Origin of the sequence: Aeromonas sp. A600620, assembly GCF_029479985.1 — a bacterium.
GTDB lineage: Bacteria > Pseudomonadota > Gammaproteobacteria > Enterobacterales > Aeromonadaceae > Aeromonas > Aeromonas veronii_A.
Genome location: NZ_JAAKXB010000014.1, coordinates 30,378 through 48,804 on the forward strand (window position 1 = coordinate 30,378; position 18,427 = coordinate 48,804).

The 18,427-nt window shown below is 58.4% G+C and carries 17 protein-coding genes; 5 read left to right on the forward strand and 12 right to left on the reverse strand.

Annotation, left to right across the window (positions count from 1 at the left end; translation table 11 throughout):
• Positions 1-23: 23 nt before the first annotated feature.
• From atpG to mioC, 12 genes are all read right to left on the reverse strand, one after another.
• Entirely contained in the window at positions 24-890 is an 867-nt protein-coding gene (atpG, locus tag G5533_RS16205) for a F0F1 ATP synthase subunit gamma (protein WP_041210471.1), read from the reverse strand.
• A 42-nt stretch (positions 891-932) separates the two neighbouring features.
• Positions 933-2,474 (reverse strand): F0F1 ATP synthase subunit alpha, encoded by a 1,542-nt coding sequence (gene atpA, locus G5533_RS16210; RefSeq protein WP_216952485.1) that lies wholly within the window; start codon positions 2,472-2,474, stop codon positions 933-935.
• Positions 2,475-2,489: 15 nt separating this feature from the next.
• Positions 2,490-3,023, reverse strand: a complete 534-nt coding sequence (gene atpH / locus G5533_RS16215) for a F0F1 ATP synthase subunit delta (RefSeq protein WP_204480539.1) — start codon at positions 3,021-3,023, stop codon at positions 2,490-2,492.
• Positions 3,024-3,036: 13 nt separating this feature from the next.
• On the reverse strand, positions 3,037-3,507 hold the full coding sequence (gene atpF, locus G5533_RS16220) for a F0F1 ATP synthase subunit B (protein WP_204480536.1): 471 nt from the start codon (positions 3,505-3,507) through the stop codon (positions 3,037-3,039).
• 55 nt (positions 3,508-3,562) lie between these two features.
• The gene (atpE, locus tag G5533_RS16225) at positions 3,563-3,805 is read right to left on the reverse strand and encodes a F0F1 ATP synthase subunit C (RefSeq protein ID WP_005307205.1); all 243 of its coding nucleotides are present in this window, start codon (positions 3,803-3,805) and stop codon (positions 3,563-3,565) included.
• A 58-nt stretch (positions 3,806-3,863) separates the two neighbouring features.
• Positions 3,864-4,646, reverse strand: coding sequence for a F0F1 ATP synthase subunit A (gene atpB, locus G5533_RS16230; RefSeq protein WP_216952488.1), 783 nt, complete (start codon positions 4,644-4,646; stop codon positions 3,864-3,866).
• Between the two features lie 8 nt (positions 4,647-4,654).
• Positions 4,655-5,065 (reverse strand): ATP synthase subunit I, encoded by a 411-nt coding sequence (locus G5533_RS16235; protein WP_216952492.1) that lies wholly within the window; start codon positions 5,063-5,065, stop codon positions 4,655-4,657.
• A 190-nt stretch (positions 5,066-5,255) separates the two neighbouring features.
• Positions 5,256-6,164, reverse strand: a complete 909-nt coding sequence (locus G5533_RS16240; protein WP_005342343.1) for a ParB/RepB/Spo0J family partition protein — start codon at positions 6,162-6,164, stop codon at positions 5,256-5,258.
• Complete coding sequence (locus G5533_RS16245; protein ID WP_216952494.1) at positions 6,161-6,964, reverse strand: ParA family protein; 804 nt, start codon at positions 6,962-6,964, stop codon at positions 6,161-6,163. The genes G5533_RS16240 and G5533_RS16245 overlap by 4 nt, the downstream gene beginning before the upstream one ends.
• Positions 6,965-6,990: 26 nt before the next feature.
• The gene (gene rsmG, locus G5533_RS16250) at positions 6,991-7,617 is read right to left on the reverse strand and encodes a 16S rRNA (guanine(527)-N(7))-methyltransferase RsmG (protein WP_033115246.1); all 627 of its coding nucleotides are present in this window, start codon (positions 7,615-7,617) and stop codon (positions 6,991-6,993) included.
• A gap of 21 nt (positions 7,618-7,638) precedes the next feature.
• A complete protein-coding gene (mnmG, locus tag G5533_RS16255; RefSeq protein ID WP_421255579.1) occupies positions 7,639-9,528 on the reverse strand; it encodes a tRNA uridine-5-carboxymethylaminomethyl(34) synthesis enzyme MnmG in 1,890 nt (629 codons plus the stop codon).
• 508 nt (positions 9,529-10,036) lie between these two features.
• Entirely contained in the window at positions 10,037-10,486 is a 450-nt protein-coding gene (gene mioC / locus G5533_RS16260) for an FMN-binding protein MioC (RefSeq protein ID WP_335838293.1), read from the reverse strand.
• Positions 10,487-10,882: 396 nt separating this feature from the next.
• Between mioC and G5533_RS16265 the strand changes: the two genes are divergently transcribed.
• The 5 genes from G5533_RS16265 (at position 10,883) to fhuB (ending at position 18,414) form a co-directional block, all read left to right on the forward strand.
• Positions 10,883-12,979, forward strand: coding sequence for a TonB-dependent siderophore receptor (locus G5533_RS16265; protein WP_227341687.1), 2,097 nt, complete (start codon positions 10,883-10,885; stop codon positions 12,977-12,979).
• 79 nt (positions 12,980-13,058) lie between these two features.
• Positions 13,059-14,705 carry a multidrug ABC transporter permease/ATP-binding protein gene (locus G5533_RS16270; RefSeq protein WP_421255578.1) on the forward strand — a complete coding sequence of 549 codons (1,647 nt, stop codon included), beginning with the start codon at positions 13,059-13,061 and terminating at the stop codon, positions 14,703-14,705.
• Between the two features lie 46 nt (positions 14,706-14,751).
• Positions 14,752-15,516: an ATP-binding cassette domain-containing protein gene (locus G5533_RS16275; protein WP_421255577.1), complete on the forward strand. Its 765-nt coding sequence runs from the start codon at positions 14,752-14,754 to the stop codon at positions 15,514-15,516.
• A 34-nt stretch (positions 15,517-15,550) separates the two neighbouring features.
• Entirely contained in the window at positions 15,551-16,435 is an 885-nt protein-coding gene (locus G5533_RS16280) for an ABC transporter substrate-binding protein (RefSeq protein WP_421255595.1), read from the forward strand.
• Positions 16,432-18,414, forward strand: a complete 1,983-nt coding sequence (gene fhuB, locus G5533_RS16285; RefSeq protein ID WP_441255080.1) for a Fe(3+)-hydroxamate ABC transporter permease FhuB — start codon at positions 16,432-16,434, stop codon at positions 18,412-18,414. The genes G5533_RS16280 and fhuB overlap by 4 nt, the downstream gene beginning before the upstream one ends.
• The last annotated feature ends 13 nt before the right edge of the window (positions 18,415-18,427 follow it).

An 18,427-nucleotide genomic window follows, 5' to 3' on the forward strand; every position in this document is an offset into this window, starting at 1 on the left:
CTAAACCTTTGATAACCCTTGCCTTACACCGCAGCAGCACCGGATACGATCTCTGTCAGCTCCTGGGTAATACTGGCCTGACGGGCCTTGTTGTATACCAGTTGCAGATCGTTAATCAGGTTACCGGCGTTGTCAGTCGCGGCTTGCATGGCAACCATTCGGGCTGCCTGTTCACTGGCCAAGTTTTCCACTACACCTTGGTAGACCTGAGATTCGACATAGCGAACCAGCAGGGTATCCAGCAGCTTCTTGGGATCCGGCTCATAGAGGTAATCCCAGTGGTGTTTCTTGGCGAGCTTGCTGTCTTCAGTTACGGGCAAAGGCAGCAGTTGATCGACCCGTGGTTGCTGCACCATGGTGTTGACGAACTTGTTGTACACCAGATACAGCTTGTCAATCTCACCGTTGTCGTAAGCCTTCAGCATGACCTTGACTGAACCAATCAGGTCATTGACGCTCGGGTTATCGCCCAGTCCTGCGACATGAGCTTTCACCTTGGCGCCGTGCCGTTCAAAGAAGTTGGAGGCTTTGTTGCCGATCAGAGCCAGGTCAACCTTGGCACCTTTCGCGCTCCATTGCTTCATATCATTGAGGGCAGCCTTGAACAGGTTGATGTTCAGACCACCACACAGGCCACGGTCGGTGGAGACGACGATGTAACCCACTCGCTTGACCTCACGTTCGATGAGGTAGGGGTGCTTGTATTCCAGGTTCCCCTGAGCGATATGGCCGATCACCTTGCGCATGGTTTCAGCGTACGGACGGCTGGCAGACATGCGATCCTGCGCACGGCGCATCTTGCTTGCTGCCACCATTTCCATAGCGCTGGTGATCTTTTGAGTGTTTTTAACACTCCCGATCTTGTTACGTATCTCTTTTGCGCCGGCCATCTCTTCTCTCCATCAGGTGGCAGCTTGCGCTGCCACACTCGCTTACCAGGTCTGGGTTGCCTTGAAGTCATCCAGCAACGCAGTCAGCTTGCCAACGATCGCGTCGTTGTAGTCAGCCTTGGCATTGATTTCAGCCATCAGCTCAGCATGCTGGGTATCGGCGAAAGAGAGCAGAGCGGCTTCGAAGTCGAGGATCTTGCTCAACTCGACATCAGAGAGATAGCCTTTTTCCGCGGCGAACAGCACCAGAGACTGGTGAGCCACGCTCATCGGAGAGTACTGCTTCTGTTTCATCAGCTCGGTCACTTTCTGACCGTGGTCCAGCTGCTTGCGAGTTGCATCGTCCAGGTCGGAAGAGAACTGGGCAAAGGCAGCAAGTTCGCGATACTGGGCCAGCGCGGTACGGATACCACCGGACAGCTTCTTGACGATCTTGGTCTGGGCGGCACCACCCACACGGGATACGGAGATACCCGGATCAACCGCAGGACGAATACCGGCGTTGAAAGACTGGGAAGTCAGGAAGATCTGACCATCGGTGATGGAGATCACGTTGGTCGGAACGAACGCGGATACGTCGCCCGCCTGGGTTTCGATGATCGGCAGCGCGGTCAGAGAACCGGTTTTGCCCTTCACTTCACCCTTGGTGAACTTCTCTACGTACTCGTCGTTGACGCGAGCTGCACGCTCCAGCAGACGGGAGTGCAGATAGAATACGTCGCCCGGGAATGCTTCACGTCCTGGCGGACGGCGCAGCAGCAGGGAGATCTGACGATATGCAACGGCCTGCTTGGACAGGTCATCATAAATGATCAGGGCATCTTCACCGCGGTCACGGAAGTACTCACCCATGGAGCAACCTGAATACGGAGCCAGGTATTGCAGGGCAGCCGCTTCGGAAGCAGAGGCAACCACTACTATGGTGTTGGCCAGAGCACCGTGCTCTTCCAGCTTGCGCACCACGTTGGCGATGGTGGAGGCCTTCTGGCCAATCGCAACGTAGACACACTTAATGCCGGAGTCTTTCTGGTTGATGATGGTGTCGATCGCAATGGCAGTTTTACCTACCTGGCGGTCACCGATGATCAGCTCACGCTGGCCACGACCGATAGGGATCATGGAGTCGATGGCTTTCAGACCGGTCTGGACAGGCTGGTCAACAGACTTACGCTCGATAACGCCCGGGGCAATCACTTCTACCGGAGAGAAGCCATCGTGCTCGACCGGACCTTTACCGTCGATAGGCTGACCCAGGGTGTTGACCACCCGGCCCAGCAGACCACGACCGACCGGCACTTCCAGAATGCGGCCAGTACCTTTTACTTTCATCCCTTCGGCCAGATCGGCATAGGGACCCATCACTACGGCACCAACGGAGTCACGCTCCAGGTTCAATGCCAGAGCGTAGCGGTTGCCCGGCAGCTCGATCATCTCACCCTGCATGGCATCGGCCAGGCCGTGGATACGAATGATACCGTCACTCACGGAGACGATGGTACCTTCGTTACGCGCTTCGCTCTTTACATCAAACTGCGCAATGCGCTGCTTGATCAGCTCGGCGATTTCAGTGGAATTCAGTTGCATGCTCTAATACCCCAATCAAGATTGCAGCGCGTCAGCCATGCGATCCAGCTTGCCGCGGACAGTTCCGTCGATAACCAGATCACCGGCCTTGATGAGCACCCCGGCCATCAAGGACGCGTCGATGCTGCAATTCAGCTTCACTTTGCGCGCGAGACGTTGTTCCAGAGAAGCCTGAATATTGGCTTTCTGCTGGTCGGTCAGTGCAATCGCCGAAATCACGTCAGCCTGAACTTCTTTGTCCAGTTCAGACTTGAACACCACAAATTCGGCAACGACCGCCGGCAGCACACCCAAGCGACCATTCTCTGCCATTACCCGGATCAGGTTCTGGCCATGCTCGTCGAGTTGCTCCCCGCAGATGCTGACAAACAGTTTTGCCAGCTCGTCGGCAGCCACAGAGCCGTTAACCAGGGAGTGGATGGTCTCGTTCTTCACTACTTCCGCAGCGAAGCTGAGCATCCCCAGCCACTGATCAACCGCCTTGTGCTCAACGGCAAACTCGAAAGCAGCCTTGGCGTAGGGGCGAGCGATTGTAGTCAGTTCAGACATAGCCCCGTTCCCGTTACAGTTCAGCTACCAGTTTGTCGACGATGTCGCTGTTGGCAGCCTGGTCGATTTGGCGCGCCAGGATCTTCTCTGCACCCGCAATGGCAAGAGCAGCAACCTGCTTGCGCAGTTCCTCTTTGGCACGATGACGTTCAGCTTCAATCTCGGCACGGCCTTGAGCCAGGATTTTTTCCCGCTCAGCCTGAGCACCGACAGTTGCCTCATCAATGATCTGGGCCTTGCGTTTGTTGGCCTGTTCAATGATTTCAGCAGCCTGCAGCTTGGCTTCTTTCAGCTGATCGACGGCATTGGCCTTGGCCAAATCCAGATCTTTCTTGGCTCGTTCGGCAGAAGAGAGACCGTCAGCAATAGCTTTCTGACGGGCTTCGATGGCAGCCATCAGCGGCGGCCATACATACTTCATGCAAAACACAACGAAGAAGAAAAAAGCAATTGCTTGGCCGAGGAGGGTGGCGTTGATATTCACAGCCGATGTCCTCTTTAGTTAGTTAATGGGTTATGCCTGGAGATGTCGTAACGACTTAGCCAGCAACCGCAAACATCACATACAGACCCAGACCAACGGCGATCATCGGGATCGCATCCACCAGACCCATTACGATGAAGAACTGGGTACGCAGAACAGGGATCAGATCAGGTTGACGAGCAGCACCTTCCAGGAACTTGCCACCCAGAATACCGATACCGATGGAAGCGCCGATAGCAGCCAGACCCATCATCATTGCAGCAGCGATGTACAGCAGGTCCATGTTCAAGTTTTCCATGAGGATCTCCATTTATTTAGATGTAATTGATTGTATAAAAAGGATTATTTGAGTCGCATCAACCATGGTCTTCCTGTGCCATCGACAGATAGACGATGGTCAGAACCATGAAGATGAATGCCTGCAAAGTGATGATCAGGATGTGGAAAATTGCCCAAGGCACGGACAGGATCCACTGTGACCACCAGGGTAGCAAACCCGCAATCAGGATAAAGATCAGTTCGCCAGCATACATGTTGCCGAACAGTCGAAGACCCAGAGAGACCGGTTTGGATACCAGCGTAACAGTTTCCAGGATGAGGTTAACCGGGATGGCCGCCGGGTGGTTGAAAGGCTGAAGCGTCAGCTCCTTCACAAACCCGCCGATACCCTTGACCTTGATGCTGTAATACAGGATCAAGAAGAACACGCCCAAAGCCATGGACATGGTGATGTTAACGTCAGCAGAGGGAACCACACGCAGATAGGGAATACCCATCAATTGTGCAGCGTGAGGGATAAAGTCAACGGGGATCAGATCCATCAGGTTCATCAGGAAGATCCAGACAAACACAGTCAACCCCAAAGGTGCGATGACCTTGTTGCGACCATGAAAGATGTCTTTGACGTTACCATTCACAAACTCGACCAGCATCTCCACAAAGCACTGCAGCTTACCCGGCACCCCGCTGGTAGCGTTAACGGCTACTTTGCGGAACAGCAGGATAAACAGGGCGCCTAGCACGACGGAGAATACCATTGAGTCGATATTCACCGTCCAGAACCCGGACCCGACTTGAAGGTGGGTCAGGTGGTGGGAGATATATCCCTGAGGAGTCAGGACTTCTCCGGTTGCAGACATGAGTTTTCCTAATAGTGGTTGTTAAGCGTGAATGAGACTATCCACTGTACAACGAGGGCGAGGATATAAGTGGCGAAAAACGAGACGGTAACGACCTCGACTTTCGCACCAAACAACAGAGCAAACAGACCTGCTGTCGAAACGAGCTTAATCCCAGCCCCACCATAAAAGTCCCGCAAAACCAGGCCCACACTCTCGGTTGTCACCTTGCGGCGCAGCACCCAGACAGTAAACAAGGCTTGAGGAACCCAGTACATCCCCCCTCCGTAAAGGGCGGAATAACCGGCGCTGGCACTAATCTGATAAAACCAGACAGCACTCATCGCCAGGATCAGGATGAGCTGACAAACGAGCATAACCCAGGCTAGCGTAAAACCTTCCAAGGCTATTTTCTGCTTCACCAACCTACCCCTGAACATTACAGAACTGTAAAAAATCGGGATCCGAAGACCCCATGTTAACAGCTCTTAAAGCCGGTCAAATTATACCCTTGAGGGCCGCTATTGCAATATGACAAAAATCCTTAATTTTTGCGGCTTTCCGCGGCAAATCAAGGTTATGGCCATATCAAAAGGAATGGATGTTTTATTACTACAAAAAGCGTAAGAATCACGATTCTGACACGCCAAAATAGCCCAATATACGGTCCAAATCGGATAAATTCTCGTAACTTATTACTAACTTTCCGCTATCCCGCTTGCCAGGCTGAAGTTGCACCTGATTGCCAATTTTTTCTGCCAGTTGGCGCTCCAGGTAGCCGATCTGCGGATCACGGGCCGGTTCGACCCTGGCTTTTGCCGGTTCAAGCGCTTTTTGCACCAGCTTCTCGGTATCGCGTACAGTCAGCCCTTTCTGGGCAACCAGCTTGGCCAGTTCGGACTGAGCCTGACCGCTCAGGGCCAGCAGGGCTCGGGCATGACCCATGTCGAGGTCGCCATGCTCGACGAAACGCTTCACGTCGTCGTTGAGCTGGTTGAGACGCAGCAGGTTGGTCACCGTGGTGCGGGACTTGCCCACCGCCTCGGCCACCTGCTGGTGGGTGAGTTCGAATTCGGTCAGTAGTCTTTGTAAAGCGACCGCCTCTTCGATGGCATTGAGGTCTTCCCGCTGGATGTTCTCAATCAGCGCGATGGCAACGGCAGCCTCGTCGGGTACATCCTTGACGATGCAGGGCACCACCTCGAGCCGCGCCAGCTGGGACGCGCGCCAGCGCCGCTCACCGGCGATGATTTCGAAGGATTGTTCGCCGAGAGGGCGTACCACGATGGGCTGGATCACCCCCTGGGCGCGGATGGAGTTGGCAAGCTCTTCCAGTGCATCCTGGGACATGTCCTTGCGGGGCTGGTACTTGCCGGACTGCAACCACTCCACCGGCAGCTTGCGCAGCTCGCCCTGATTGGTGGGGGCCATGGCCTCTTCAGTACGTTGATCGCTCATCACCTGTTTCTGGCGGGCAGCCGTGCTGGTACTGAGCAGGGCATCCAGCCCCTTGCCCAGTCCACGTTTTTTCGGAGTCATATGCTCTCTCGGTCTGCGATGGTCGCCTGACGTTCCTGCTCCTGGCGGCGCAGGATCTCGCCAGCCAGTGCCAGGTAGGCCTTGGCGCCCACCGATGATTTGTCATAGTGCATGGCCGGGGCACCGAAACTCGGGGCCTCAGCCAGTCTAACATTGCGGGGAATGATGGTGCGGTAGACCTTGTCGCCAAAGTGCTGTTTTAGCTGATCGGACACATCATTGGCCAGCCGGTTGCGGTGATCGTACATGGTACGCAGCACACCTTCGATCTTGAGATCGGGATTGACCACGGCGGCCAGCTTGCTGATGGTGTCGACCAGGGCGGTGAGCCCTTCCAGCGCATAGTATTCGCACTGCATGGGCACCAGCACGGAGTCGGCGGCGGCCATGGCATTCACGGTCAGCATGTTGAGGGAAGGTGGGCAGTCGATGAAGACGTAGTCGTACTTGTCCCGCACCGAGGCCAGCGCATTGCGCAGACGGATCTCGCGGGCGAAAAACTCCATCAGGCGGATTTCGGCTGCGGTCACGTCGGCGTTGGCGGCGATCAGGTGATAACCACCGGAAGTTTCGGGTATGATCACCTCGCTGATGGGAGCATCTTCGATCAGCAGCTCATAGGCGGTGCGCTCGACTTCGTACTTGTCGACGCCGCTGCCCATAGTGGCATTGCCCTGCGGATCCAGATCGATCACCAGCACCTTGCGCCGGGTGGCGGCCATGGAGGCGGCCAGGTTCACACAGGTGGTGGTTTTACCCACTCCACCCTTCTGGTTGGCTATGGCAATGACTTTTCCCACACTATCCCCTAAATGAAACTGCGACCCTATTCGGGCTGGATATGTTTGAATTCCAGCAGATGACGTTCGCCTTCCAGCTCCGGCACCCGCAGCTCATGACAGGCTACCAGACGGATATTGGCAGGCAACTGGGCCAGCTCCTCTGCGGGATATTGTCCCTTGAGCGCGAGGAAGCTGCCCTGTTCTGACGGCAGGTGGTGACACCAGCTCAGCATGTCCTCTAGCGAAGCGAACGCTCTGCTGAGTACACCATCAAACCCGACTTCGGGTTGATACTCTTCCACCCGGGATTTGATCGGCGTCACATTGGTCAACCCCAGCTCCAGAATGACCTGGCGGATGAAGTTGATCCGTTTGCCCAGACTGTCTAGCAGAACGAACTGCTTGTCCGGATTGATGATCGCCAGCGGCAATCCCGGCAGGCCGGGACCGGTCCCCACGTCGATGAAGCGCTCACCGTGCAAGTGGGGGCTTACCACCAGGCTATCGAGGATATGCTTGACCAGCATGGCGTCCGGATCTCGCACCGAGGTGAGATTGTAAGCCTTGTTCCACTTGTGCAGCAACTCGACCAACTGCACCAGTTGGCTCTTTTGGGTATCGGTGATAACAATTCCGGCCTGCATGAGCAGGCCGTTCAATCTTTCCAGCATATTTTCCAACGGTAAGAATCCTCAGGCGGTTTTACGCAGCAGGCCGTGTTTTTTCAGGTGAACCAGCAGGATGGAGATGGCCGCCGGGGTGATGCCGGAGATGCGGGAAGCCTGACCAATGGTCTGCGGCTTGGCATCGTTCAGCTTGGCTTTCACCTCGTTGGAGAGGCCGTTCACCTCGCGATAGTCCAGATCCAGCGGCAGCAGGGTGTTCTCGTTGCGCAGCTGCTTTTCCACTTCATCGTGCTGACGCTCGATGTAACCGGCGTACTTGATCTGGATCTCAACCTGTTCGGCCGCGGCAGGATCGGTCACGGAAGGGCCGACACCTTCGATGGCCATCAGCGCATCATAGGTCACCTCGGGACGACGCAGCAGCTCTTCCAGACTCTGTTCGCGGGTCAGCGGGGTGTTGACCAGGGCGTTGACTGCCTCCAGTGACGGATGTTGCGGGTGGATCCAGGTTGAACGCATGCGCTGACGCTCCAGCTCGACCTGTTCCATCTTGGCGTTGAATTTGCTCCAGCGCTCGTCATCCACCAGACCCAGCTCGCGACCGATGGCGGTCAGGCGGATATCGGCGTTGTCTTCACGCAGCAGCAGGCGGTATTCGGCGCGGCTGGTGAACATGCGGTAAGGCTCGCGGGTCCCCAGGGTGGAGAGATCGTCCATCATCACGCCCATGTAGGCCTGATCCCGACGCGGGTTCCAGGGATCCTTGTCTTGGGCACGCAAGGCCGCGTTCAAACCCGCCATCAAGCCTTGTGCCGCTGCCTCTTCGTAACCGGTCGTGCCGTTGATCTGGCCGGCAAAGAACAGATTTGGAATGCACTTGCTCTCCATGTTGGCCTTGAGATCCCGCGGATCGAAGAAATCGTACTCGATGGCATAGCCGGGGCGGGTGATGTGGGCGTTCTCGAAGCCACGCACGGAACGGACGATCTGCACCTGCACGTCAAACGGTAGGCTGGTAGAGATCCCGTTCGGATAGAGTTCGTGGGTGGTCAGGCCTTCCGGTTCGACGAAGATCTGGTGCGCAGTCTTGTCGGCGAAACGGGTGATCTTGTCTTCGATCGACGGGCAGTAGCGCGGGCCGATCCCCTCGATCACCCCGGCGTACATGGGGCTGCGATCCAGGTTATTGCGGATCACATCGTGGGTGCGCTCGTTGGTATGGGTAACGTAGCAGGGCACCTGACGGGGATGCTGGCTGGCATCACCGATGAAAGAGAATACCGGACGCGGATCGTCACCGTGCTGTTCCTGCATGACGGAGAAATCGACGCTGCGGGCATCGATGCGCGGAGGGGTGCCCGTCTTGAGACGATCGATGCGCAGCGGCAGTTCACGCAGGCGCTGGGCCAGAGCGATCGAGGGAGGATCCCCGGCACGACCGCCCTTGTAGTTTTCCATCCCGATGTGGATCAAACCATTCAGGAAGGTACCGACCGTCAGCACCACAGTCTTGCCGCTGATGCGGATCCCGCTTTGGGTGACCACACCGGCAACACGATCCCCATCCATGATCAGATCGTCACAAGCCTGCTGGAAGATCTTCAGGTTCGGGTAGTTTTCCAGCATCTGGCGAACGACGGCCTTGTAGAGCAGGCGATCCGCCTGGGCACGAGTGGCTCGCACTGCCGGGCCCTTGGAGGAGTTGAGGGTGCGGAACTGGATCCCGCCAAGATCGATGGCACGCGCCATGATCCCGCCGAGTGCGTCAACTTCCTTGACCAGGTGTCCCTTGCCGATCCCGCCGATCGCCGGATTACAGGACATGTGTCCCAGCGTATCGATATTGTGGGTCAGCAACAGGGTGTTCATGCCCATACGGGCTGCCGCTGTTGCTGCTTCGGTTCCGGCATGACCGCCACCGACGACGATCACATCAAATTGTTCATGGTATTGCATTGGGATCACCTTGATCTGCACGCCTGAAGATCTTTATTTGCCTGGGCTAAAGGGCGGAACATTCTATCTGTTTCGCGTCCTGAGGGGAACGTCTACTTAACGTTCAGTATGAAGGGAGGATCCACTAATTAGATCTTAAGGATCTTTAGATCGATCTTTTACTGGATCTCTTATTAGGATCCGCCCTTTCTGTTGATAAGCACTTTTTGATCATAAAGATCATTAATTTAAGGACGATCCTAGCTTGTGGAAAAGCTTGGATCCTGGCCCGGTGAACGAGGGGATAACCAGGACTTTTATACACAGATGTCTGTCGGTCTGGATCTAATACATGGATAACTATAGGTTTTACAGAGCTTTACACCGTAGTTATGCACATTACCCCTGGGCGTTGTGGGTAACCTTGTAGAACAACTCCCCCGGATCAATCTGTTAATAACATGGTGGATAGTCGATCTGGGGATAAGTGGGGAGATCAAGCTTTTTTTCAGGATCTCCCGCACGCCGATCAGGCGATCATCGTCATCCAGTCGCGGATCCACACTTCTGCGGCATCTTCGGGGATCTCGTGTTGGGTCACATCGATGTCGAGTCGCTCGCCAATCCGGCTGGCTCCGCACTCGGCCAGCAGGCGATCCAGCGTCTTGCCGCCCTGGCAAAAGGTGTCATAACTGCTGTCACCAAGGGCGATCACGCCATATTTCAATGAATTAAGATCCGGATGCTGCTCGGCAAGCTCCTTGGCGAAGGGTTGCAGGTTGTCGGGCACATCCCCGGCACCATGGGTGGAAGTGACCACCAGCAGGATGGATCCCGCATCATCCAGTACCTCTGCCAGCTTGGCCGGGTTGTGGATCCGGGTCTGGTGGCCAGCCTGTTCCAGCAGGTTGGCGACGTGGTCTGCGACATATTCGGCGGCGCCCAGCATGGAGCCGACGACGAGATTGAGTTTGGCCATGGAATGGATCCTGATTTCAGACAAAGAAACGGAAAGCCGGATTCTACCGCCAAAGGGTGTGGATAAATATGGATAAAGCTTGGGGATAATGGATCCAGTCAGATAATGCCATCGGATCCATCCTGCCGATCTTTTTTCTGCTTCTTTATATTCCTCTCCATTTTCTTCTCCGCTCATAGCTCTCCTGATGGCTCCCATCTCCCGCGAAATCCTGCCAACGATGCAGCCAGATAACAATGTAGATGCAAATGATTAGCAATTATTGAATCGATTCGATCACGGCTCCTGTAGTAGGATTGCGCTGCTTTATTCGCCCATGGAACAGGGTGATGTCGTGACAAACGACCACAAATAACAATTAAAACAACATAACTCATTGATAAACGAGACTTTAATATGATTGCGCAAAAATACACAACAGGACCCGGCAAGAAGGGCGCCTTCGGCGTGCTTTCGCTCTCCGGTTTGCTCGTCTCCCTGCCGCTGATGGCCGAACAAACCACCGCTGAGCTGCCCAAAGCCAGCGAAACCATGGTGGTGACCGGTACGGCCATGAAGGTGGAAGTGCCGATGGCCGAGACCCCTCGCGCCGTCTCCGTGGTTAATCGCGAGGAGCTGGATCAGCACGCCGTGTTGCAGCTGGATGAAGCGATTCGCTACCGTTCCGGCGTATTGACCGGTCTCTATGGTTCCGACAACAACACCGACTGGTTCAAGGTGCGTGGCTTCGATGCCGCCTCTTATCTGGATGGCAACCGCTTGTTTGGCACCGGCTACTACGTCTGGACGCCGGAACCGTTCGGTCTGGAGAGTGTGGAAGTGCTGAAAGGGCCAGCCTCGATCCTTTACGGTGAGGCGCCTCCGGGCGGGGTGATCAATGCCATCAGCAAGCGGCCGACCGCCACGCCGCAAGGGCAGGTGGATCTGCAGCTTGGCAGCCGGGATCATCGTCAAGTCGGGGTGGACGTCTCTGACGCGCTCTCCGACAACAGCCGCTACCGCATGGTTGCTCTTTATAAAGAGCGTGATGGGGTGCTTACCGGTACTTACAACGATCGGGTTTATCTGGCGCCCAGCGTCACCTTCGATCTTTCGGATCGTACCAGCCTGACCCTGCTGGCCAGTTTTCTGCACGACGAAGGGGTCCCGACCAACGGCTTCTTCCCGGTCTATGGCACCCTGAATACGTCAGGTGGCCAGATTGATCCCTCCACCAACCTGAGCCAGCCGGATTACGATCGCAACCGCAATACCCAGATCTCCACCGGTTACGAGCTGGCCCACCAGCTCAACCAGACCTGGGAGTTCAAGCAGAACGTCCGCTTCAACTACAACGATCTGCTGCTGCGCCAGACCTATATCTTCCCGACCTATGAAGGCACAACCGCCAGTCGTGGCCTGGTTTACCGCGATGGCAATACCAAGAGTGCCACTATGGACAACCAGATGGTGGGCTACTGGAACACCGACAGCACCGAGCAGACCTTGCTGCTGGGGGTGGATCTGCAGCGTCACGTCAATGAAGGGGTCGAGGCCGACAACTACGCCATGGGCTCCATCAATACCATGAACCCGGATTACAGCGGCTTCCCCGGTTTTGATGAGTCGACTGCTACTCACCAGAAGAGCAGCAAGGGCCAGAGCGGTCTCTATGCCCAGCACCAGATCCGCTGGGACGATCGCTGGTTGCTGACTGCCGGTGGCCGTTTTGACTATGTGGAGACCCACAACACCAATACCAGCAAGGACGAGCGCCAGTACGATCACGAGCTCTCCCTCTCGGGCAGCCTGATGTATCTGGCTGACAACGGCCTCTCTCCCTACTTTGCCTATGCCGAGTCGTTCGAGGTGCTGCCGGGGATCGATCCCAACACCAAGAGTTCCTACAAGCCGCTCAAGGGCAAGCTCTACGAGACCGGCGTGAAGTATGCGCCTGCCTTCCTCGACGGTTACATCAATCTGGCGCTGTTCGATCTGGCCCAGACCAACTCGCTGGTCTCTACCGGTTCCGGCCAGCAGACCCAGGCGGGTGAAGTGACCTCTCAGGGGGTTGAGCTGGAAGGGAGCGTGCAGGTGACCGATGCGCTGCGTCTGACCGCTGCTTATACCTACACCGATGCCAAAACCAACGACACAGGCAGTAGCGATCGCCGTGCCAGCCTGATCCCGCGCCACCAGGCCTCCTTCTGGGGTAACTACAAGGTGCAGCAAGGGGTGGCTTCGGGTCTGGAGCTGGGTACCGGTGTGCGTTATATCGGTTCCAGCGTGGGTATTGGCGCCGTGAATGCGGACTACACCCCCATCTACGGCTCTGCCGAGGTGCCGGCCCATACCGTCTGGGATGCGATGATCGGGTATGACTTTGCCAAGAACTGGCGTGCCCAGCTCAACGTCAACAACCTGCTGGGTGAAACCTACGTGGCCAGTTGTGACTACTACTGCTACTACGGCGAGCCGCGCAGCGTAGTGGGCAGCATCAACTACCGCTGGTAATCGAAGTCGGGCGGGAACCGGATTCCCGCCCTTCTTTTCACCCGCAGTTGTTCTGATCTCTCTGGAATACCGGTCCGTTATGGAACTCTTGTCTCTGGTTTATCGCCAATATCGTTGGCCCTTTATCGCCATCACCCTGCTCAGTCTGCTCAGTGCCGTCAGCGGGATTGGCGTCATTGCTTTTATCAATCAGTCTCTTATCGAATCTATAGGTGATCCGCTGCCGATCCTCGGTCAGCTGGTCGGCCTGATTGTGTTGCTGCTGGTGATCACGCTTGGATCCCAGCTGGCCCTGACCACTCTCGGTCACCATTTTGTCTACCGGTTGCGCGGCCGTCTGCTCAAGCAACTGCTGGATACCGATGTCGCCCGCATCCGACAGATTGGTCAGGGGCCACTGCTGGCCTCCCTCTCCAGCGATATCGGCCAGATCACCATCGCCTTCGTGCGCCTGCCTGAGCTGGTGCAGGGGCTGGTGCTCACGCTGGGCTCTGCCTTTTACCTCGGCTGGCTCTCTCCGGCCCTGCTCGGGGTGACCGCGCTCTGGGTCACCGTCACCATGGTGGTGGGCTGGTTGCTGGTGAACCGTGTTTATCGCCATCTCTCCCACATGCGTCAGGCCGAAGATCGGCTCTATCAGAACTATCAGGCCATCATCGCTGGCAGCAAGGAGCTGGCGCTCAACCGCGAGCGGGCTCACTTCGTTTACCACCAGCTCTATGAGCAAAATGCCCGTGACTATCGCCAGCAGATCATCCGCGCCGACACCTATCACCTGAGCGCGGTGAACTGGTCGAATATCATGATGCTGGGGGCCATCGGTCTGGTCTTCTTTCTGGCCAACGGCCTTGGCTGGGCCAACACCAATGTGGCCGCCACCTTCGCCCTGACCCTGCTGTTCCTGCGCACCCCGCTGTTGCAGGGAATTGGCGCCCTGCCGACCCTGCTTGCCGCTCAGGTGGCGTTCGACAAGATCGCCGCCCTCAATCTGGCCGAGCCGGATGCGGACTTCCCGCTGCCGCCCGCCATCCGACCCTGGCAGCGTATCGAGCTGGAGCAGGTGAGCTTTCACTATCAGGGGGAGGGCGGTTTTGCCGTTGGCCCCACCGATCTGGTCATCGAAAAGGGGGAGCAGATCTTCATCATCGGTGGCAATGGCTCCGGCAAGTCGACCCTGGCCATGCTGCTGACCGGCCTCTATCAACCGGTATCGGGCCGGATCCTGCTGGATGGTGAGCCGATCACCGATCGCAATGGCTATCTGGCGCTCTTCTCCGCCATCTTTACCGACTATCACCTGTTCCAGCACCTGCTGGGGCCGGAACCCAAGGATGAGCTGGTGGCCGAGTGGCTGGAGCGGTTGCAGATGGGCAGCAAGCTCACCATCAAGGATGGCTTTATCGCCGATATCGATCTCTCCCAAGGGCAGCGCAAGCGGGTCGCCCTGCTGCTGGCGCTGGCCGAGCAGCGCGAGGTGATGCTGTTTGACGAGTGGGCTGCGGATCAGGATCCCCAGTTCCGCCGCATCTTCTATCAGGTGCTGTTGCCGCGCCTCAAGGAGATGGGCAAGACAGTGATTGCCATCAGTCACGACGATCACTACTTCCCGCTGGCAGATCGCCTGCTGGAGATGCGCCAGGGCCAGCTCACTGAGCTGACCGGGGCGCGCCGCGCCGCAGTGAGCCGCGATGCGATCGCCCATCTGGATTGCGAGGTGCCGGCTTGATACCGGCACCGATGAGACTGACGGCAAGCCAGCACAGGAATTGCTTATGTTCGAGATGAAATCAACCAGCTTCACGGTCAATGACCGCACGCTGCTGCACCCCACCGACCTGCGTTTTGAGCAGGGACAGGTCTATGGCCTCATCGGCCACAATGGTTCGGGCAAATCGACCCTGCTCAAGCTGCTGGCACGCCAGCAACCCTTGAGTGATGGAGAGATCCTGTTCGATGGCAAGCCGCTACCCGAATGGGGCAACCGGGAGTTCGCCCGTCAGGTGGCCTATCTGCCCCAGCATCTGCCGAGCGCTGAGAATCTGCTCGGGCGGGAGCTGGTGGAGATGGGCCGCTATCCCTGGCGCGGCCTGCTGGGCCGGATGGGGGCGGAGGATCACCGCCAGGTCGATCGGGCCATCGCCCTTACCCATACCGAACGCTTTGCCGATCGGCTGGTGGATACCCTCTCCGGCGGCGAGCGGGGGCGGGTCTGGCTGGCGATGCTGCTGGCCCAGGAGAGCCGTTTTATCCTGCTGGACGAGCCGCTGGCCGCGCTGGATGTGGCCCATCAGGTGGAGGTGCTGACGCTCGTCAAGCAGTTGAGCCGTCAGCTAAACCTTGGGGTCATCATCGTCATTCACGACATCAATATGGCCTCCCGCTTCTGTGATCGGCTGGTGGCGCTCCACTCCGGCCGCCTGCTTACCCACGGTGAACCTGAGGGGCTCATGACCAGCGAGACCCTGCACGCTATCTATGGCATTCCGATGGAGGTCATTCGCCACCCGGCTCATGCTCATCCCATCGCCATCGTCTGACCGGGGGGCTCTCTTGAACCGTTTATTGAAGAAGATGGCACCCTGCCTTATTAGCCTGCTGCTGCCACTAGCGGCGCAGGCCGACACATCCCCGATCGCCTCTGCGCCGCTACCCCGTATTGCCACTGTCGACTGGACCATAGCCGAGACCCTGCTGGCGCTCGGGGTGACGCCGCTGGCGGTGGGGGATGCAGGCCCCTATCAGGCATGGGTCGGCGAGCCACGGCTACCTGCCGGAGTGGTGGATATCGGCCTGCGCACCCAGCCCAACCGTGAGCTGCTGGCGGAGCTCAAACCCGATCACATCCTCATCTCGCCGCTGGCGGCCCCGCTGGCGCCAACTCTTTCCCGCATTGCACCGGTGAGCACCATCGCCCTCTATGATGGGCAAACCGATCTGTGGCAGCGGCTGCACGAGGTGACCCTGACCCTCGCCCGCATGGTGGGCAAAACCGCCGAGGGCGAACGGCTGCTGGCCGGGCTGGATCGGGATCTCGCCAGAATGCAGGCCGGATTGTCTGCGGATCTGCCGCCTCTGCTGGTGGTGCAGTTTATCGATGAGCGCCATGTGCGGGTGTTTGGTCGCCACAGCCTGTTCGATGCGGTGATGACGCGGCTCGGGCTGCGTAATGGTTGGCAGGAGCAGACCAATGACTGGGGTTTCTCGGTGGTCAGTATCGAGCAGTTTATGACCTTGCCAACCGCGCGGCTGGTGGTGGTCGATCCCATCCCGGTAGGGGTGAGCGAACGGCTGCAGGAGCCTGGGCTGTGGCAGCATCTGCCGCAGGTACGGCAGGCGCCTGTGCTGCATCTGCCTGCGGTCTGGAGTTTTGGTGGCGTATTGGCCGCCCGCCGTTTCGCCGGTCTGCTCAGCGATGCATTGTTGCAAGATGCCGAGCGTATGGAGGCTAGCCGATGAAGCGACTGCTCACATCGCCGCTGCTGCGGCCGGTCTCGATCCTGCTGGGATTGACCCTCTTGCTCGCGTATTGGGAGCTGGCTCGCCAGCTGCCCGCTGCGCTCTGGTGGCAGAGCCTGTTCACCCCCAATCTGGATGATGTCAGCCAAGCGGTGGTGCATTTCAGCTGGCTGCCCCGCTTGGTTGTCACCCTGCTGGCTGGGGCGGCGCTCGGGCTGGCAGGCACCCTGATGCAGCAGGTGCTGCGCAACCCGCTCGCGTCACCGACCACCTTGGGGGTGGCCTCCGGCGCCCAACTGGCGTTGATGATGGTGACCCTGTTTGCCCCCTCCTGGTTGCTGTTGGGGCGGGAGTGGATCGCCATGGCCGGTGGCAGCCTCGCGATGGCACTGGTGTTTGCCCTGGCCTGGCGTCGCCAGCTCAATCCGGTGGTCATCGTCTTTGCCGGGCTGGTGATCAACCTCTATCTGGCGGCCATCAGCATGGGACTCTTGCTGTTCTTTCAGGAGGAGCTGAAAGGCTTGCTGGTGTGGGGCAGTGGCTCGCTAGTGCAGAACAGCTGGAGCGGGGTGAGTTACCTGTTACCCCGCCTGCTGGTAGCCGCTGCGCTGGCCGTTGTGCTGGTACGCCCGCTGGCAGTGCTGGAGCTGGATGATGCCAGCGCCCGCAGTCTGGGGGTCTCCCTGCAGCATCTGCGTTTTGCCGGACTGGGGCTGGCGGTGTTTATCACCACTTGCGTGGTAAGCGTGGTGGGGCTGATCGGCTTTATCGGGCTGGCGGCGCCCGCCATGGTGCGGCTGCTCGGGATCCGCCAGCTTGGCCAGCGGCTGCTGTGGGCACCGATCCTCGGCGCCCTGCTGCTGGCGGCGACCGATCTGCTGCTGCAGAGCCTGAGCCGCTTCTGGCCAGTCTTGATCCCCACCGGCGCAATGACCGCCCTGCTGGGCGCACCGCTGCTGCTCTGGCTGCTCCCGCGCCTGGGCATCAAGTCGGGTGCGCCTAAGGCAAACGCCGGCCTGCTGGTGGCCCGCCATCCGGCACCGACTCGCCTTATCGGCCTGTTGCTGGTCGGGCTGCTGCTGGCCGTGGTCGCCTCCCTGCTGGTTGGGCAGGGGATGACGGGCTGGAGTTGGCCAAGCTGGCTCCGCTGGCAGGCCCAGCTGGAGTGGCGACTGCCGCGCACTCTGGCTGCGGGGGCGGCTGGCGTGCTGCTGGCGCTGGCGGGCACCCTGTTGCAGCGGGTCAGCAACAACCCGATGGCGAGTCCGGAGCTGCTGGGGGTGAGCGGCGGCACCTTTATGGGGGTGATTACCACAGCGCTGCTGCTGCCCGCGTTGCCCCTGCCGCTGATGCTGGCCGGTGGCTTGCTCGGAGCCTTCGGCTGCCTGTTGCTGCTGGTGGTGGTCAATCGCAAGCACGGCTTTCAGCCGGAGCGGATCCTGCTCTCAGGTATCGCCATCACGGCACTGTTTGAGCCGCTGCAGGCCATTGCGCTGGCCAACGGCGACCTGCGGGTGCAGCAACTGCTCTCCTGGATGTCCGGTTCTACCTATTACGTCACCCTGCCGGTGGCCTATGGGCTGGTGGGGCTGGCGCTGTTGATGCTGGCCGCCTGCCTGCTTGTCAGCCGCTGGCTCGATCTGCTGCCAATGGGGAGTGCGGTGGCGACCGCACTCGGCATTCGCCTCAACCGTGCCCAGCTCGCCATCCTGCTGCTGGTGGCCGTTCTCACCGCCAGTGCCACCCTGGTGGTGGGGCCGCTCTCCTTCATCGGTCTGCTGGCGCCGCATATGGCCAAGCTGATGGGGTTGGTGCGGGCACGTTGGCATCTGCTTGGGGCCGCCGCTTCCGGCGCCCTGTTGATGGTGTCGGCGGACTGGGTCGGCCAGCAGATCATCTTCCCGCAGGAGGTGCCGGTCGGACTGGTCTCCACCCTGTTGGGGGGCGCTTACTTCATGTGGTGCCTGCGCCGCCTTTAGGTTTGTGGATTGG

Excerpts from the sequence above, each read along its gene's own strand:
- atpG (WP_041210471.1), bottom strand. The coding sequence starts at position 890 with ATGGCCGGCGCAAAAGAGATACGTAACAAGATCGGGAGTGTTAAAAAC.
- atpA (WP_216952485.1), bottom strand. The coding sequence starts at position 2,474 with ATGCAACTGAATTCCACTGAAATCGCCGAGCTGATCAAGCAGCGCATT.
- atpH (WP_204480539.1), bottom strand. The coding sequence starts at position 3,023 with ATGTCTGAACTGACTACAATCGCTCGCCCCTACGCCAAGGCTGCTTTC.
- atpE (WP_005307205.1), bottom strand. The coding sequence starts at position 3,805 with ATGGAAAACTTGAACATGGACCTGCTGTACATCGCTGCTGCAATGATG.
- atpB (WP_216952488.1), bottom strand. The coding sequence starts at position 4,646 with ATGTCTGCAACCGGAGAAGTCCTGACTCCTCAGGGATATATCTCCCAC.
- G5533_RS16235 (WP_216952492.1), bottom strand. The coding sequence starts at position 5,065 with ATGTTCAGGGGTAGGTTGGTGAAGCAGAAAATAGCCTTGGAAGGTTTT.
- G5533_RS16240 (WP_005342343.1), bottom strand. The coding sequence starts at position 6,164 with ATGACTCCGAAAAAACGTGGACTGGGCAAGGGGCTGGATGCCCTGCTC.
- rsmG (WP_033115246.1), bottom strand. The coding sequence starts at position 7,617 with ATGCTGGAAAGATTGAACGGCCTGCTCATGCAGGCCGGAATTGTTATC.
- mnmG (WP_421255579.1), bottom strand. The coding sequence starts at position 9,528 with ATGCAATACCATGAACAATTTGATGTGATCGTCGTCGGTGGCGGTCAT.
- mioC (WP_335838293.1), bottom strand. The coding sequence starts at position 10,486 with ATGGCCAAACTCAATCTCGTCGTCGGCTCCATGCTGGGCGCCGCCGAA.
- G5533_RS16265 (WP_227341687.1), top strand. The coding sequence starts at position 10,883 with ATGATTGCGCAAAAATACACAACAGGACCCGGCAAGAAGGGCGCCTTC.
- G5533_RS16270 (WP_421255578.1), top strand. The coding sequence starts at position 13,059 with ATGGAACTCTTGTCTCTGGTTTATCGCCAATATCGTTGGCCCTTTATC.
- G5533_RS16275 (WP_421255577.1), top strand. The coding sequence starts at position 14,752 with ATGTTCGAGATGAAATCAACCAGCTTCACGGTCAATGACCGCACGCTG.
- G5533_RS16280 (WP_421255595.1), top strand. The coding sequence starts at position 15,551 with ATGGCACCCTGCCTTATTAGCCTGCTGCTGCCACTAGCGGCGCAGGCC.
- fhuB (WP_441255080.1), top strand. The coding sequence starts at position 16,432 with ATGAAGCGACTGCTCACATCGCCGCTGCTGCGGCCGGTCTCGATCCTG.